The sequence below is a fragment of the Gilliamella sp. Choc4-2 genome (assembly GCF_001690355.1).
GTDB classification, from domain to species: domain Bacteria; phylum Pseudomonadota; class Gammaproteobacteria; order Enterobacterales; family Orbaceae; genus Gilliamella; species Gilliamella apicola_A.
This window is the reverse complement of the sequence record NZ_LZHG01000033.1, coordinates 103,319-117,904: the sequence shown is the minus strand read 5'-3', so window position 1 is coordinate 117,904 and position 14,586 is coordinate 103,319. Positions and strand designations below refer to the sequence as shown.

The following is a 14,586-nucleotide window of genomic DNA, read 5'->3' as shown; positions in this document are numbered from 1 at the left end:
TTTAAATTCCCTTGATATGAAATATCATTTATATAAATCTTGGATATTCTCATTTACTAAAGATTCTTGTCGCTGTTGAGCTTCCATAATATCGCTATCAAATTTGCTCCAAAGTTCACGATGCACATAACGAGCTTGATCTAAAGTTAATACAGCTGAACCATTCAATGTTAATAATGCAATTTGCATTGATTCGGGCAATGAATATGGTTTTTCGGGATCGTAATCAGGGTCATTCTCCAGTATTTCGAGCATTAATTTATACATAATGTCTACATACTGCCTTTGTTCTTCAAATAGCTTATCCATGCGTGATTGCGTTTCTGCTATTTGTTTTTTAAACGGCTCTAAACGCTCATCAAGTGGTATGGTTTTCATTTCAAATTGAGCCAATTTTATTGCTAATTCTTCCTTTTCTTTCGCTACATCAGCATTACGTTTGCTTAATGCTTTATAATCAGCTTGCAAATTACTATTTTCTTTTTTGAGCTGCTCTTTTTCCTTAGCATTTTTAGCAATAAACTCTTCTGCCAATTCAACTAATGCCTCTTTATCACCAGCTTTAGCAACTTCAATTAATGCCGTTTTTTGGTCTTCGGGTAACTTACGATATTGGCGTAACTCACGGTAGCCAATGCCCATGCGAGACATAGATTCAAGGGCTTCCTCGCCGAATGATTTTAGGTTTGCTATATCTTGATTAGCTTTTTCATCAGATACTCCTAACAATGAACAAAATTCTTCCCAAGTTCCTTTTAACTCCAAACCGTTTGGAGTTTTTTTCCCTGATAAATTACGATAAAGCTTGTTTTCTTTAACAAAATTTAATTTAGAAGCCCAAACAGTTTGGGAAAATTTCCCAAAAGCATCAGCCATTTGAGCCTGACCTAAAAGTTGGTTAACTAGGTCGCGTTCTTCGTTATATTCACTTTGAATAGTAGTCATGGTATTCATTGCATCATTAATCCCTTGCTCATCAATTGCAGGTAGTTCAATTTCTTCTTTTGCTTTGTTTGCGGTTCTTGCCATTTTGGTTATCCTTATCTTGCGCCAGCCGTAATACGCTGATTGATTTCTGTTATTTGGTCTTGCATTTTAGTGATGTGAATTGCATGTGCTTGGGCTATTTGCAACATTTGCACACTATGAGCAAACAAACCATTATCTAACTTAATTACTAGTCCTTCCTCGATTAGTGTTTGAAGTGAACGCGTTACATTAACAGGTGATTCATTAATCATCTTTGCGATATCGCCGTTAGATAATCCCGTTAACGTATAACCTTTAAGCGCTTTTAGTACCTTAAGTATTCGAGTGCCAGACGTTGAAATTTGTGATCTATGCATGTCTTTCGCCCTTTTTCTGTATATGAAAAACTGTTACAATCAGCATTAGTAAGCTTGTTTTAAGCCAAGTTTTACTGCTATATCGTGTGTTTTACCACGATGAGCACGGCTTAAACCGTTTAAAACGTTATAAACAACAACGGGGTGGTAACCATTTTCAATCGCCCAAGATTTGATAGTTTTACCTTTTTGTTGAAATTGTTGTTTAACTTGTTCGGGAGTGAGAACTTTAGACATTTTTAGCTCCTTTTGATATAAGTTATTAATAAGTGATTTATAAATTATGTGTTAAATTATGGTATAAATATTTATACCTGTCAAGATAAAAAGTATGCAAAAAAATATCGGATTAAGACTAAAAGAAGAACGTGAACGTATGGGCCTTAGCCAAGTTGCTATGGGGGAAATTGCTAATGTAAAAAAATTAACTCAACTTAATTATGAAAAAGGTGAGAGATTTCCTGATGCGTTATATTTATCTACATTAGCTAATTTTGGGTTAGATGTTCAATATGTTGTAACTGGTATTAGAACAACAAATAATTTATCTGTTGATGAGCAAGATTTAATTGACAAATTTAGAATAGCACCATTGGCAATTAAAGCGGCAGCCTTAGGTGCACTAACGGCGGGAACGGCTCAGCAGACAGGGGTTAATATTTCGAATAATACAATTCGTGGTGAAGGTCAAATTGCTGGTGGAAATATTTATACAACTAGGAGGCGGAAAATAAAGTGACGGTTGGACTTCAGGATAATACGGCAGAACAAATAGCTGGTAGAGATATTTATAATATTACGTCAAGTAATGATGATGAGTTAGATACTCGCCCGTTGGTTCCCGCTCAACGAAAATCCCTTAATAGTTTAATTTCTGATATTGAAAACTACGGGGAGTTAACGGCACCAGAACTATGGCTTAAACTACACGCTACTCTTGGTGTTTGTAGTATTAATGAAATAACTGTTTCACAATTTCCTATTGCTGATAAATTTTTAACTGATGAATTTGAAGCAGCTAAAGAAAAAGCATCTTGCAAAATGCTTATCCATTTGATTCTTTGTGAAATTAATGGCAAAGATGAATTAAAAAATAAGATGAATCATTACAGTAAACGGCAATTTTGTACTTCAGATTTAAAACGGCTTAATAAAATGCAGCTACAAAATGTATTAAATTATGTTGAAGAACTTTCTAATTTAGAGAAATTAAATAATCAAAATTTTTATAATCAAGTAATAACATTATTTAAAACTCAAACAAAACCTACGTTAGCGATATTTGCCGTGGGTTTTATTTTTGGTGCGATTATTTTTTAAGGATTAAAGATGAAAAATTTATGGCTACTTTGTACTTCAATTATATTTAGTATTTTTTTATTAGTTGGCTGTGATTCTCACCCAGAATATGAGAAAAAAATAAAAAATTATATGATGGGTAAACTGAAAGATCCTGATAGTGCACAATATATATTTAAAGGTTATATGCAAGGAAAAATAGATGGTCATGATGCAACTATTTATATTGTATTTATTAATGCTAAAAATGGGTATGGTGCTTTTACTGGTTATAAAGAATATGAATTTGCAATCTATAAAAACCCATCTGAACTAAGTGGATTACTTTTATCTCAAGGTGGTGTTGAAGAAGTTAGCCATTTAACAAGCACAGATAGATTTGAAATTATTGAGAAAATGAAGCTTATTAATGATTAATTTATAATATTAAAAAAAACTGTAAAGCATTTGATGTTGGTCAACGCTCTTGTGTTTGGGGTGATTTTTTAGAGTGTAATCAGTTTAAAGTTACCTATCAGTATCAGTGTTTGGAAGAAAATTAGACAAAGGTAATATGGAAAGAAACATCTTTATAACAGAATATAAAATAAAATTTAGTTAAACTAGAGGAAATGGGAATGGCATACACAATTCAAGCTGGTATTATCCACCAAATAAAAAAAGAACAAAATACAAAGGGTTCAGCTGCAACGTTACAACTACAAGAAGCATTGCATTCAAATAATGAGCATTTAAAAAATTTTGTTGAATATGCAGAACAACAGCTACAAAAATCAGGACGCAATAGTTCTATTAGTGGTGGTTTTGGTATTCAAAATACTCTTTCTAAGGCCTTAGCAGATGATTATTTTTCTACTAACGACCAAATTGATTACCTTCTATTATCCAAAGAAATAGCAAAAGGATTATTCCATTTTGTCACTAAGAAAAGTGCGACGACTGGCGAATACGTGCCAATGATATTCTATCGAGATCGCAGTAACACAGATTACTTATTACTCTCATTAATTAGCTTAAATAAATATATCAATATCAATACAAACGGTGAATTTTCTAATACTAGCGTTATAGATAATGATGCGTTAAAAGTAGGACTTAAAATCAATCTAGTTCAGATGGCACTGCATCATGCAAATCCAAATGACCCACCACAAGATAACTATATTCAATGGATCCAACGTGGCAGTAGCAAACTACCAGAGTATATCCAAGAGTTTGTACCTGTCAGTGAACAAATTGATAACGGTAAAACAACAAATTTGCTATTGCAAAGTGTAATGAATTACACTGAATCAACTTTTGATGACTTAAAAACTCGCCAGAAGGTTGAAACAGATATTACAACATTAATGCGAACCAAACTAGATCAAGGTGAACCAGTTCACATAGAAGAAGATATTGATAAGCTACTAGACACAGCACTTACAACACATGGTTTAAATGATAAACCTAAATTTAATGAATACCGTCAAACAAATAATATAGTATTAGACTCTTCTTTTCGAGTGGATGGACAAAAATTACAGCGTTATGAAAAATTTGATTTATCATTGGCCGAAAAAGGTATTACAATTAAAGGAACGAAATCAGAAATAGGCGAGTCTATTAAAGCGGTTACCATTGAAGAAGATAAATACCTTCAAATTAAAATTAGTGATGATGAATATACCGAATTAACCACACGCTATAAGGCTTTAGTACAGTAATGTTGAATGAATTTTTTAGTTTAGTAACGGAGATGAAGGTAAGCAAAAAAGAGCTTACAGGATTTGTTACGCCTAAAAATCAAAATGATATTACTAATTTACTGACGTGGAATGATAACCATAGTGATCAATTTCAGCTTAATAAAACAGATATCACCATTGGTGAAAACGTTGGGTTTACATTAAAACCAATTCTTCAAGATGGGTTTGGATATGCCAGTTATGAACACTATTTCGAAAATAAAACTAAATGGTGGGATAATTTAAACCTTGAGACAATAGTAGAGCATCAATGGTTAGTATTTAGTAAAAAAAATACTAGCATAAATTCACAAAATTTAGAAAAAATAATTGAATTATTGCAGTTATTAAAAGGAAAAGATAAAGTTAATGGGTTGTTTTATTCTAAATCAGATACTGTTATAGTATTTTTTAATCAAAAACCTTTTGAACTTTCATTAAAACCACAAAATGCAGCCGATTTCATTAATTTATTAAAAAAATTAGATGAAAAGAAAATTAAAGCAATTACAGAGCTATGCTCATGGTTTGATGGTAATATTGAAAAAGAGCATTTCCATGCTAAGAAAAATGCTTTCTCCGTTGCTGTTACTGACTATTTGACCGAAAAAGAAGGCTCAAATAAGCACGATATTTGTCATTTACTGGAAAATGTTGTTAATATTAATCATCAAACAGTTATTCAGTATGAACTTTATTTAGAAGATTTTTCTTACAGCAAATTTGTGAAAAAAATTGAAGAGCGTGGTGCAAAGTTCATCACTCGAATTAATGAAGCATTAAGTAAATCGGTTACTCAGGTATTGGGTCTTCCAGTCGCAACAGCAGTATTTAATTTTGCTAAATTAGACATACATTGGGTCAGTATTTTGTCCCTTATTGTCTATGCATCATTATGTGGCATCGTGCTTTTCAATCAATCTAAACTATTAGATGATATTAAGAAGGAAGTTGAATTATTTGAGAATAAGTTACCTAAAAATTTGAAAAATGATTTATGGGGACTTAATCATAAAACTATTAAGAACCAGATAAAATACCAAAGTCGTTTAATAAAATTTTTATGGTGTATTATCGGTGCATCTTTAATTTATGCCTTTTTAATTGGTTTCACATTGTTAGAACCGTTTATAACCGAGCTAATTGAAGCTATAGGTAAACACTCAGTAAATTAATCTGCCCCCGTTCAAATTACATTTCAAGTAAGTAAGATCATAATAACCTCATACATTAATTTAATTAATTATGAGGTTTTTTTATGGCTCACCCTATCAAAAAATTATCCCAAATTCGTCTGCTTAAATGGTATTTAGTCGCTATTACTTTATTTGCAATTATTACGTTACTCTCACCTCAACAGTTGCCTGTTGTTGCTTATAAACTGGCTTTGGTCTTGCTTTCTGCCGTGATTGGTTACCACCTAGACCGTGCGCTTTTCCCTTATGCATCTCCTGGCGGTTATTTATATAACGATTGGAAAGAGTTTGGTCCTGATTTTTATACCAAGCAATATATTGAGTCTTTAGAAAACAATGAACAACCAGAGGCAATGGATTCAAAAATGTGTGCGGAATACCCTGTTCTTGATGAGTATCGAACCCTGTTTGCGGTTGTTCTGATTCGGCGGGCGTTGATTGTTTCCGCTGTGATTCTTGGCGTAACACTTGGATTATAGCCATGCGTTACTTAACCTTACTTATTGTATTTATGCTGTTTAGTTGTCATTTAACGCCTGCTATAGCAGTTGTACCAAATGATGCTAAGCAACATCAACGGGAACTGACACGTAATGCACGAGCAATTTTTGGTCTTGATGCGCCTATTGCGTTGTTTGCAGCTCAAATTCATCAGGAATCTCGATGGAAAGTAAACGCAAAATCACATGTTGGTGCTCAAGGTTTGGCTCAGTTTATGCCAGCAACGGCGGATTGGATTGCAGGGGCTTATCCTAAATCATTGGGTAGCAACGAACCTTATAACCCATCTTGGGCACTGCGTGCCTTAGTTCAATATGATTATTGGTTATATCAGCGTATTAATGCAACGGCGAGTGATTGTGATAGATGGGGATTCACCCTTTCGGCATATAACGGCGGACTTGGTTGGGTGAATCGTGATCGTCAGCGAGCAAAACGAGAATACCAAGATGCTACTCACTACTGGGGCGTTGTTGAAAATATTAATGGTGGACGTAACAGCATTAATTTTAAAGAAAACCGTGATTATCCAATTCGTATTATCTACCGCTGGCAACCTGTTTATATAAATGAAAATTGGGGTTTAGGAGTTTGTGATGATTAAAAATATATACAAATTAATCAAAAGCTTTTTTGTGAGCAATAAAAGTTATTTTTTGTTGGGAATAATTTTGATTGTTGGTTTTGGTTCATTTTACCAATTAGGTATCAGTCATGGCAAATCAATGGCCAAACAAGAATATATTGCTTTAGAAGCACAACAAGCAATGAATACTTTAAGCCAATTTATTGAGAGTACAAAGCAACTAACTAAAGCCGCTAATAATGCAAGTTATTCATTGTCACAGCAGATAGCAGAAAGGAAATTATATGATGAACAATCAACTCAAGCATTACAAGATGCACTTAACAAAACGGCTAATGATCGCACTCATTGCGTGTTTGATGATAGTGTCTTGCAGTTCATCGACTCAGCCCGTGCAAATGCCGCACAAGCAACAACCCATGGTTTTACCAGCACAACTGACGGTACCATGCGAATTACCCGTAAAACGACGAAATAATACGGCGGATGGTTTAGCTGAAGCCTTAAAACAGCTTTATGACCAATACGGGCAGTGCTCAGGTCGATTTATTGAACTAATAAAATATATCAACGAGGTAAATAATGGATAACGCTGATTTAGCATCAACTGTAGAAATGGAAGCACGGGAACGAATACTAGCAAAACATCAAGCAAAGACAGGAGTATCAAATTTGTATTGTCGAATCTGTGAAGAGCCGATAGCTGAAGAACGTCGAAAAGCATTAGTGACTGATTTATGTATCGAATGTGCTTCGATAGAAGAAAAAAGGAATAAACGATGAATTTTAACGAACTTACCTTTAATTGGCAGTTTTTGCAATGGGTTGTAATGGCGGTTGTAGGAGTGTACTCATGGCTAATTGGTCGTCAATCGGCTAGTCAAAAAGAATTATTAGATTTACGTATTCGAGTAACACAAGTTGAGGAGACGGTTAAATCACTACCGACTCAGCATCAGGTAACTAAATTGATTGAAAAATTAAGTAGCAACGAAGCTACTTTAAATCAGTTATCTGATCGGCTTTCAGGATTATCTCGTCAATTAGATAACATTAACCAATTTTTATTAAAGAACAAGTGAGGAATTATGAGCTACGCTGAATTTTTAAAAGAAGATCAACGGTTGGTTATTTTGCGTATCTTATATGAAATGCCAAGTTACAGTAGTAATTCTAGCATTATCTATAGTGCTTTAGATCACTATGGCCACGCTATTAGTCGAGACCAAGTTAAAACCCATTTAAGTTGGCTTGGGCAGCAAGATTTAATCAAAATCGAAACAATCGGTAGTGTTATTATTGCACGTTTAACTGATTTTGGTGCGGATGTTGCAACAGGAAAAGTGATTGTGCATGGTGTCAAACGACCAGGCGCAGGAGCTTAATATGGGACGTAAATCAACAATTCACAAGCTAGAGCCAGAAGTTCGAGCATATATCGAAAAATTATTACGAGCCGATCAGCTTACACTTGATGAAATGATTACCGAACTGCAACAAAAGTTTCCAAGTACTGATACGCCAAGTCGTTCCAGTCTTCACCGCTATCAAAAAGGTTTTAATGAAATGACCAATAGCTTACGTGAAATTGAAACAGCATCACGTATTTTGGTTGATGAGCTTGGTGACAGTGTTGATGATAAATCAGGAGCACTACTTGCTCAGGCTGTTACAACGCTGGCAACGCGTGCTGCATTTAAAGCCCATGAATCGGAAGATATCACGATTAAAGAAATTAGTTTTTTAGCGAAAGCAGCCAAAGAAGCCATGCAAGCCCGTCAATTAAGCTTTAAAGAGCGGCAGGAAATCGAAAAAGCAGCACGTGAAAAGTTATTGCGTGAGCAAAAAGAAAAACTGGATGAGCTAGAAAAAACAGGCGAAGTACCAGCTGAAATGTTAGCTAAAGTAATTAAAGCGGCGTATGACTTATGACAGTAAAAAATGAACCAGCCTTAAAACTCTATGACTATCAAAAACAGTGGGTAAACGACACTAGCCGTTTTGCTATTGCTATGTTCTCTCGGCAATGCGGTAAAACCTTTACCAGTACTTTGCAAATTGTTCTCGATTGTTTGCGAGCTGAAGCACACGGAAAACGTGCGCGTTGGGTTATTTTATCACGGGGTGAACGTCAAGCCCGTGAAGCCATGAATGAGGGTGTTAAAGTTCATCTGCGTGCAATGTCCGCAGGTTTTAAAGAACTCGATTATGATTGGGATGCCAATATTCGAGCGTTAGAAGTTGAATTACCAGGTGGCAGTAAAATTACTGCTTTACCTGCCAATCCAGACACCGCTCGTGGTTTTAGTGCTAGTGTGTTACTTGATGAATTTGCCTTTCATCAAGATAGCCGTGCCATTTGGAAAGCCTTGTTCCCTGTTATTTCAAAGCCCAGATTAAAATTGCGTGTGATCAGCACTCCCAATGGTAAAGGGAATAAGTTCTATGAACTGATGACTGGTAAAGATGATGGTTGGTCACGCCATGTAGCGGATATTTATCAATGCGTTAATGATGGGTTGCCTCGAAATATTGAGGAATTACGCAAAGGTGCCGGTGATGATGATTTATGGGTACAAGAGTTTGAACTCAAGTGGCTTGATGAAGCTAGCAGTTGGCTTGATTTTGATTTAATAACCAGTGTCGAAGATGAAAAAGCAGGAGTTCCTGAACACTATACAGGCAATCCTTGTTTTGTTGGTGTTGATATTGCTGCACGTAATGACCTATTTGTTGTTTGGGTGCTTGAACAAGTTGGCGACGTGCTTTGGACTCGTGAAATTATTGAGCGTAAACGACTCTCTTTTGCTGAACAAGATTTACTGCTTGATGATGTTTTTAGGCGTTATCGTGTTATTCGTATCTGTATGGACCAAACAGGTATGGGTGAAAAACCTGTTGAGGATGCTAAACGACGTTATGGTGAAATGGTCGTTGAAGGTGTGCTATTTACCGCTCCAAATAAATTAACATTAGCAACACAAGGTAAACAAGCATTTCAAGATAGAAAACTTCGTATTCCCGCAGGCAATAATGCCCTTCGTGCCGATTTGCATAAGTTGAAAAAAGTGACTGGAGCAACGGGGCAACCGCGTTTTGTTGCTGATTCTGATAGTAATGGTCATGCTGATAGAACTTGGGCTGCCTTTCTTGCAATTAATGCAGCTAGCCAAGATAGGTATGAAATTGAATATCAGTCACTTGGATATCGTGATTCTTACCGTTCATTGAATCAATATTCGGATAGCTCAGAACTGGAAACAACTGATACAGGCTTTGGCACAGTACGGGGCGGTAACGATTTTGGAGGATTTATTTAATGTTATGGTTTAAAGGCAAAAAGCCACATGTTGAAACAGGACGAGAGCTGGCAGGCACAGGTGAAAATAATGATATTACTAAATTGTTTGTTGGTTCGCTAGCGCTGCCAGATGACAGTGTTCTTCGTAATCGGGGTGGCGGTCGTTTAGATATTTATAAAGAAGTATTGAATGATGATGAAGTCAAGTCAGCATTTACCCAACGTCAAGATGCCGTAATTTCACGTGAATGGAAAGTTGAACCAGGTGGAGATAAACCAATTGATATTGAAGCTGCTGAAGCTATGAGTGAGTTACTGAAATCGGTTGGATTTGACCGAGTGACTAAGTTAATGCATTACGGTGTTTTTTATGGTTATGCCGTAGCGGAGTTGATTTATGGCATCAAAGATAATCTATATTGGATTGACGATATCAAAGTTCGTGATCGCCGTCGTTTTCGGTTTACTCCAATGGGTGAACTGCGCTTATTAACGCCCAATAATATGCATGAAGGTGTTGCTTGTGATGCACCGTACTTTTGGCATTATGCAACTGGTGCCGATCATGATGATGAACCCTACGGCTTAGGCTTGGCTCACTGGCTTTACTGGCCAAGCTTTTTTAAACGCAATGATATTAAGTTCTGGCTAATTTTTCTGGAAAAATTCGGCATGCCAACGGCAGTGGGCAAATATAGTACAGGTGCAACACAAGAACAAAAAAGGGACTTACTGTCACTCACTCGTGCAATTCAGACCGATTCAGGCATCATCATGCCAGATGGCATGACGCTTGAATTGCTACAAATAGCACGCTCAGGCGCAGACGATTATAAGGCATTCTATGACTCAATGAATGAAGCAATCAGGCGTGTAACAGTCGGACAAATTACCTCATCAGGCGGCGCATCAAGCTCAATCGGTGGTGATGAGTCATTGCAAGCAGCGGTACTAACATCAATTGCTAAATCAGATTCTGATGTAATGTGCGAGTCATGGAATCGAGGTCCGGGCACATGGTTTACACAGATGAATTTTCCTGGTGCTGCTGTTCCTCAAGTTTCCCGAGTTTTTGATGAGCCGGATGATCTAAAATCAATGTCAGAGCGTGATAAAAATATTATTGAATCAACTGGCTTCCGTCCAACATTGGCTTATGTTCAAGATACATATGGTGGGGAGTGGGAAGAAAAACGACAACCAGAACAAGTTGATGAAGCGATTAAAACAGTAAAAACGGCTGAATTTGCTGAAGCACAAAAGCAAAATGGTTTTGCGCCGGTACTTCAGTCACAACGTTTAAACACTGAAATGCAGCCCGTTACTGATAAGTGGATTAATCAAATTAAAGAACTGGTTGATAGCGTACAATCATTAGAAGAATTGCGTGATAAGTTATTTGAATTAATTCCAGATATGCAATTAGATGATTATGCAAAAGTCATGGCTGAAGCATTGACTGCTGCTAATTTGTCGGGCAGAACAGAGTTGATTGAGGATAGCAATAATGGCTAATCTTACTTATGGTTCATTACCTTTTAAAGAACAAATTGAGCTCTTTAGCCGTAAAGCAAATGTACCAACAAACGGTTACGCTGATATCTACAACAGTGAACATGATTATGCGTTTGTTGTGGCTGGCGCAAATCGTAATGCGTTACTAAATGATTTTAGAGCCGCAATCGATAAAGCTATTAGCCAAGGTACAACACTTGAAGAATTTAGAAAAGATTTTGCCGAAATTGTCGAAAAACATGGTTGGAGCTATAACGGTGGTTTTAACTGGCGTACTCGTATTATTTACGAAACTAATTTAAACAGTTCTTATCAAGCTGGTCGCTATCAACAACTACGTGATGCAAAATTTCCATACCTAGAATACTTACATAGTGATTATGTTGAACACCCTAGAGAACTACATAAAAGTTGGGATCATCTGGTATTAGATTTTAATGATTCCTGGTGGAATGCGCACTTCCCCCCTAACGGTTATGGTTGCCAGTGCCGTGTTCGAGGTCGTACAGCTGATGATTTAAAACGTATGGGAAAAAATGGGCCTGATAAAGCACCATCAATTAATTGGGTTGATAAAGTGATTGGTGAAAATAGCGGTAATCCTAGAATAGTTCGAGTACCTGAAGGAATTGACCCTAGCTTTGAACATATTCCCGGACAATCACGACTTGATAACTTTGTGCCCAATCCATTAGATACAGATCCAACTTTAAAACGAGGTTTACCATCAAGCAAAGCAACTGATGAATGGCCGGCAATCCGTGAAGTAAGCAAAACTAGATTATTAGAAAAAGGCTTAACCGAAGAAGATTATGCCAATATTTTCTTAAATGAATTTGGCGCAACGTTAACTACGCCAGCTATTTTTAAAGATGTTGCTGGTGAAGCATTGGTAATTGGTAAACAACTTTTCACTGTTAGCAAAACTGGTGAACTGAAAGTGACAAAACGTGGTCGTGAGCAATTTTTATTATTACTAGCTGATTCATTAAAACTGCCAGATGAGATTTGGGCACGGATGGAATACTTTGATCATCTGCAAAAATCGGTAGTTCGGCGGCGTTATATCTCGCGTTTTATGATTGATGGTGAAGTTAAGCCAATGCTTGCGGTGTTTGAGGTCGGTGATGATGGTTGGCTAGGTGTAACAACATTTGCGCCTGATAACCCTGAATATTTAGAGCAACTGCGTGTTGGTTTTCGAGTGTTTAAACGATAAACCTCAATCACTGCCATAATTGAGGTGCATAAGTAAGGATTTGAGGCTTTGGCAGAAGCTGCTTACTTACATTCAAAATAGTATAGGTGAAAAAATGACTGGCGTAAATATTGAGTTTAATATACAAGATGCGCTTGATGCTATGCTTCATATTGAAGTAGCCATAGATGATGTGACTGGTTTATTTGAACACATGGGTGAAGTGTTATTAGATATTCATGAGGCACGTTTTAATGCCCAAGAATCACCAGACGGTATACCTTGGCAAACATTATCCCCGTGGTATCAAGAAAGTAAGCCAAAGCAAAAAGATAAAATTTTAACGCTAGACGGCACATTGCGCAGTACATTACGTTATCAAATAAATGGTAATACCTTGTTATTTGGTACCAACGTAGTGTATGGTGCAATTCATCAATTTGGTGGTGTTATAAAACCATGTAATAAGCAAGCGTTAAATGTTGGTGGTCAAGCTGTTAAGCAAATTGTTATTCCCGCCAGACCATGGCTTGGCGTTAGCGCTCAAGATAAATTACTATTGGTCGATGTTGTGCGTGAACATCTAGGTTTAGCTTAAACGCAATATAACGCATTTTAAGCTACTTTATTAAAAAAGGCTAATCAGTTTATTTACGAATCGCTTTAATCGTGTTGTAAATGCTTTATAATAAGTTTTTAGTGTATATTTCTTCTATTATTTTGCCGTTCCTCTTTCCAAATCATTAAAAATTTATCTGCCCGCGTTCAGATTACCCTTACCTCAAAATAGATCATGATGCTCTATATCAATTTATTGGAGCATTTTTTATGGCACTTATCCCCGTTTTTAAACCTGGTACGCATACTGCGGTAGATGGTCGAAAAATCACTTTTACTTTAGAGAACTGTATTGATTTAGCAGAAAGCTACGATCCAAGTTTATCTGAAGCGCCTGCTGTAATCGGTCATCCAAAACTAACAGCTCCGGCTTACGCATGGGCAAAATCATTCGAAGTAAAAGATGGTTTGGTTTATGCCAAGTTAGATCAGATTAATCCAGAATTTGCTGAAGCCTATAATGCGGGAAGTTATAAAAAACGTTCACTTTCAATTTACTTACCCGATTCACCGGGCAACCCTAAGCCTGGTCATTATTATGCTCGTCACATCGGTTTTTTAGGTGCAGCAGCACCTGCTATTAAAGGCTTGCCTGATGCCAGCTTTGCCGAATCAGACGGTGATCAAGGCGCTGCTGAGTTCTCAATGGCTGATGAAGAATTTGATGAAAATTTGATTTCAATTTTAGCCAATTTACGTGACCTGCTGATTGAAAAAGCCGGCATTGCCAGTGCTGACCTATTTTTACCGCAATGGCGCCTTGAATCATTGCGTTCAATATCTGCTCAAAAACAAAAGGAGAAAGAAAAAATGCCACAATCTAATTTAGACGCTAGCTTTGCCGAACAACAAGCTGCAATTGACGCTAAAAATGCTGAACTAGCCAAACGTGAACAAGCATTGCTAGAAAAAGAACAAACTAACAAACGGGCAGAATTTGCCGCTTTTGCTGATGAATTAGTTAAATCTGGCAAATTATTACCAACACATAAAACTACAGTCGTTGAAGTATTTATGTCACTAGGCAATGAACCGATCTCATTTGCTGAAGGTGATACAACGGTCAACAGTTCCCCAGTTGATTTAATCAAAAAAGTACTTTCAGAACGTCCTGCTTTTATGAACTTTGCTGAAAAATCGGCTGCTAGTGATAGTGAAGATAACGTTGATAAACAAGATCCAAAAGTCATTGCTGATGCAGCCAAAGCCTATCAAAAAGAACAGGCAGACAAAGGCAATACTATTTCAATTAGTCAAGCCGTTACGCATGTAACCAAAGCTAAAAAATAAGAGCATTAA

21 protein-coding genes are annotated in these 14,586 nt (G+C 36.6%); 18 read left to right on the top strand and 3 right to left on the bottom strand.

The window, feature by feature from the left end; translation table 11 throughout:
* Window positions 1-24: 24 nt before the first annotated feature.
* Genes A9G34_RS05145 through A9G34_RS05135 form a run of 3 tightly spaced genes read right to left on the bottom strand, consistent with a single transcriptional unit; the run spans window position 25 to window position 1,583 of the window.
* The gene (locus tag A9G34_RS05145; protein ID WP_065569106.1) at window positions 25-1,029 is read right to left on the bottom strand and encodes a hypothetical protein; all 1,005 of its coding nucleotides are present in this window, start codon (window positions 1,027-1,029) and stop codon (window positions 25-27) included.
* 11 nt (window positions 1,030-1,040) lie between these two features.
* The gene (locus A9G34_RS05140; RefSeq protein WP_065569105.1) at window positions 1,041-1,346 is read right to left on the bottom strand and encodes a helix-turn-helix domain-containing protein; all 306 of its coding nucleotides are present in this window, start codon (window positions 1,344-1,346) and stop codon (window positions 1,041-1,043) included.
* Window positions 1,347-1,391: 45 nt separating this feature from the next.
* A complete protein-coding gene (locus A9G34_RS05135; RefSeq protein ID WP_065567015.1) occupies window positions 1,392-1,583 on the bottom strand; it encodes a DNA-binding protein in 192 nt (63 codons plus the stop codon).
* Window positions 1,584-1,677: 94 nt separating this feature from the next.
* On the opposite strand from A9G34_RS05135, the gene A9G34_RS05130 reads away from it, so the two are divergent.
* The 18 genes from A9G34_RS05130 (at window position 1,678) to A9G34_RS05050 (ending at window position 14,577) form a co-directional block, all read left to right on the top strand.
* On the top strand, window positions 1,678-2,085 hold the full coding sequence (locus A9G34_RS05130; RefSeq protein WP_065569104.1) for a helix-turn-helix domain-containing protein: 408 nt from the start codon (window positions 1,678-1,680) through the stop codon (window positions 2,083-2,085).
* The gene (locus tag A9G34_RS05125) at window positions 2,082-2,666 is read left to right on the top strand and encodes a hypothetical protein (protein WP_065569103.1); all 585 of its coding nucleotides are present in this window, start codon (window positions 2,082-2,084) and stop codon (window positions 2,664-2,666) included. The genes A9G34_RS05130 and A9G34_RS05125 overlap by 4 nt, the downstream gene beginning before the upstream one ends.
* Before the next feature lie 9 nt (window positions 2,667-2,675).
* Entirely contained in the window at window positions 2,676-3,062 is a 387-nt protein-coding gene (locus tag A9G34_RS05120) for a hypothetical protein (RefSeq protein ID WP_065569102.1), read from the top strand.
* A gap of 200 nt (window positions 3,063-3,262) precedes the next feature.
* On the top strand, window positions 3,263-4,351 hold the full coding sequence (locus A9G34_RS05115; RefSeq protein ID WP_065569101.1) for a nucleoid-associated protein: 1,089 nt from the start codon (window positions 3,263-3,265) through the stop codon (window positions 4,349-4,351).
* A gap of 32 nt (window positions 4,352-4,383) precedes the next feature.
* Window positions 4,384-5,547 carry a hypothetical protein gene (locus A9G34_RS05110; RefSeq protein WP_081295277.1) on the top strand — a complete coding sequence of 388 codons (1,164 nt, stop codon included), beginning with the start codon at window positions 4,384-4,386 and terminating at the stop codon, window positions 5,545-5,547.
* 83 nt (window positions 5,548-5,630) lie between these two features.
* Window positions 5,631-6,047, top strand: coding sequence for a putative holin (locus A9G34_RS05105; protein WP_065569099.1), 417 nt, complete (start codon window positions 5,631-5,633; stop codon window positions 6,045-6,047).
* 2 nt (window positions 6,048-6,049) lie between these two features.
* On the top strand, window positions 6,050-6,673 hold the full coding sequence (locus tag A9G34_RS05100; RefSeq protein ID WP_065569098.1) for a transglycosylase SLT domain-containing protein: 624 nt from the start codon (window positions 6,050-6,052) through the stop codon (window positions 6,671-6,673).
* On the top strand, window positions 6,666-7,133 hold the full coding sequence (locus A9G34_RS05095) for a hypothetical protein (protein WP_065569097.1): 468 nt from the start codon (window positions 6,666-6,668) through the stop codon (window positions 7,131-7,133). The genes A9G34_RS05100 and A9G34_RS05095 overlap by 8 nt, the downstream gene beginning before the upstream one ends.
* The gene (locus A9G34_RS11110) at window positions 7,054-7,245 is read left to right on the top strand and encodes a hypothetical protein (RefSeq protein ID WP_442902683.1); all 192 of its coding nucleotides are present in this window, start codon (window positions 7,054-7,056) and stop codon (window positions 7,243-7,245) included. Before A9G34_RS05095 ends, A9G34_RS11110 begins: the two co-directional genes overlap by 80 nt.
* The gene (locus A9G34_RS05090) at window positions 7,238-7,438 is read left to right on the top strand and encodes a TraR/DksA C4-type zinc finger protein (RefSeq protein WP_065569096.1); all 201 of its coding nucleotides are present in this window, start codon (window positions 7,238-7,240) and stop codon (window positions 7,436-7,438) included. Before A9G34_RS11110 ends, A9G34_RS05090 begins: the two co-directional genes overlap by 8 nt.
* The gene (locus A9G34_RS05085) at window positions 7,435-7,737 is read left to right on the top strand and encodes a DUF2730 family protein (protein ID WP_065564393.1); all 303 of its coding nucleotides are present in this window, start codon (window positions 7,435-7,437) and stop codon (window positions 7,735-7,737) included. Before A9G34_RS05090 ends, A9G34_RS05085 begins: the two co-directional genes overlap by 4 nt.
* 6 nt (window positions 7,738-7,743) lie before the next feature.
* Window positions 7,744-8,040, top strand: coding sequence for a VpaChn25_0724 family phage protein (locus A9G34_RS05080; protein WP_065569095.1), 297 nt, complete (start codon window positions 7,744-7,746; stop codon window positions 8,038-8,040).
* Between the two features lies 1 nt (window position 8,041).
* The gene (locus A9G34_RS05075; RefSeq protein ID WP_065569094.1) at window positions 8,042-8,587 is read left to right on the top strand and encodes a phage protein Gp27 family protein; all 546 of its coding nucleotides are present in this window, start codon (window positions 8,042-8,044) and stop codon (window positions 8,585-8,587) included.
* Window positions 8,584-9,975, top strand: a complete 1,392-nt coding sequence (locus A9G34_RS05070; protein ID WP_218055676.1) for a terminase large subunit domain-containing protein — start codon at window positions 8,584-8,586, stop codon at window positions 9,973-9,975. The genes A9G34_RS05075 and A9G34_RS05070 overlap by 4 nt, the downstream gene beginning before the upstream one ends.
* Window positions 9,975-11,471, top strand: coding sequence for a DUF935 domain-containing protein (locus tag A9G34_RS05065; RefSeq protein ID WP_141670342.1), 1,497 nt, complete (start codon window positions 9,975-9,977; stop codon window positions 11,469-11,471). The genes A9G34_RS05070 and A9G34_RS05065 overlap by 1 nt, the downstream gene beginning before the upstream one ends.
* Entirely contained in the window at window positions 11,464-12,690 is a 1,227-nt protein-coding gene (locus A9G34_RS05060) for a PBECR2 nuclease fold domain-containing protein (protein WP_065569092.1), read from the top strand. Before A9G34_RS05065 ends, A9G34_RS05060 begins: the two co-directional genes overlap by 8 nt.
* Before the next feature lie 94 nt (window positions 12,691-12,784).
* Complete coding sequence (locus A9G34_RS05055; RefSeq protein WP_065569091.1) at window positions 12,785-13,267, top strand: phage virion morphogenesis protein; 483 nt, start codon at window positions 12,785-12,787, stop codon at window positions 13,265-13,267.
* A gap of 230 nt (window positions 13,268-13,497) precedes the next feature.
* Entirely contained in the window at window positions 13,498-14,577 is a 1,080-nt protein-coding gene (locus tag A9G34_RS05050; protein ID WP_065569090.1) for a hypothetical protein, read from the top strand.
* Window positions 14,578-14,586: the final 9 nt, after the last annotated feature.

Bases quoted from the DNA above. Each gene is read 5' to 3' on its own strand.
- A9G34_RS05145 (WP_065569106.1), bottom strand. From the start codon at position 1,029: ATGGCAAGAACCGCAAACAAAGCAAAAGAAGAAATTGAACTACCTGCA.
- A9G34_RS05140 (WP_065569105.1), bottom strand. From the start codon at position 1,346: ATGCATAGATCACAAATTTCAACGTCTGGCACTCGAATACTTAAGGTA.
- A9G34_RS05135 (WP_065567015.1), bottom strand. From the start codon at position 1,583: ATGTCTAAAGTTCTCACTCCCGAACAAGTTAAACAACAATTTCAACAA.
- A9G34_RS05130 (WP_065569104.1), top strand. From the start codon at position 1,678: ATGCAAAAAAATATCGGATTAAGACTAAAAGAAGAACGTGAACGTATG.
- A9G34_RS05120 (WP_065569102.1), top strand. From the start codon at position 2,676: ATGAAAAATTTATGGCTACTTTGTACTTCAATTATATTTAGTATTTTT.
- A9G34_RS05115 (WP_065569101.1), top strand. From the start codon at position 3,263: ATGGCATACACAATTCAAGCTGGTATTATCCACCAAATAAAAAAAGAA.
- A9G34_RS05110 (WP_081295277.1), top strand. From the start codon at position 4,384: ATGAAGGTAAGCAAAAAAGAGCTTACAGGATTTGTTACGCCTAAAAAT.
- A9G34_RS05105 (WP_065569099.1), top strand. From the start codon at position 5,631: ATGGCTCACCCTATCAAAAAATTATCCCAAATTCGTCTGCTTAAATGG.
- A9G34_RS05100 (WP_065569098.1), top strand. From the start codon at position 6,050: ATGCGTTACTTAACCTTACTTATTGTATTTATGCTGTTTAGTTGTCAT.
- A9G34_RS05095 (WP_065569097.1), top strand. From the start codon at position 6,666: ATGATTAAAAATATATACAAATTAATCAAAAGCTTTTTTGTGAGCAAT.
- A9G34_RS11110 (WP_442902683.1), top strand. From the start codon at position 7,054: ATGCCGCACAAGCAACAACCCATGGTTTTACCAGCACAACTGACGGTA.
- A9G34_RS05090 (WP_065569096.1), top strand. From the start codon at position 7,238: ATGGATAACGCTGATTTAGCATCAACTGTAGAAATGGAAGCACGGGAA.
- A9G34_RS05085 (WP_065564393.1), top strand. From the start codon at position 7,435: ATGAATTTTAACGAACTTACCTTTAATTGGCAGTTTTTGCAATGGGTT.
- A9G34_RS05080 (WP_065569095.1), top strand. From the start codon at position 7,744: ATGAGCTACGCTGAATTTTTAAAAGAAGATCAACGGTTGGTTATTTTG.
- A9G34_RS05075 (WP_065569094.1), top strand. From the start codon at position 8,042: ATGGGACGTAAATCAACAATTCACAAGCTAGAGCCAGAAGTTCGAGCA.
- A9G34_RS05070 (WP_218055676.1), top strand. From the start codon at position 8,584: ATGACAGTAAAAAATGAACCAGCCTTAAAACTCTATGACTATCAAAAA.
- A9G34_RS05065 (WP_141670342.1), top strand. From the start codon at position 9,975: ATGTTATGGTTTAAAGGCAAAAAGCCACATGTTGAAACAGGACGAGAG.
- A9G34_RS05060 (WP_065569092.1), top strand. From the start codon at position 11,464: ATGGCTAATCTTACTTATGGTTCATTACCTTTTAAAGAACAAATTGAG.
- A9G34_RS05055 (WP_065569091.1), top strand. From the start codon at position 12,785: ATGACTGGCGTAAATATTGAGTTTAATATACAAGATGCGCTTGATGCT.
- A9G34_RS05050 (WP_065569090.1), top strand. From the start codon at position 13,498: ATGGCACTTATCCCCGTTTTTAAACCTGGTACGCATACTGCGGTAGAT.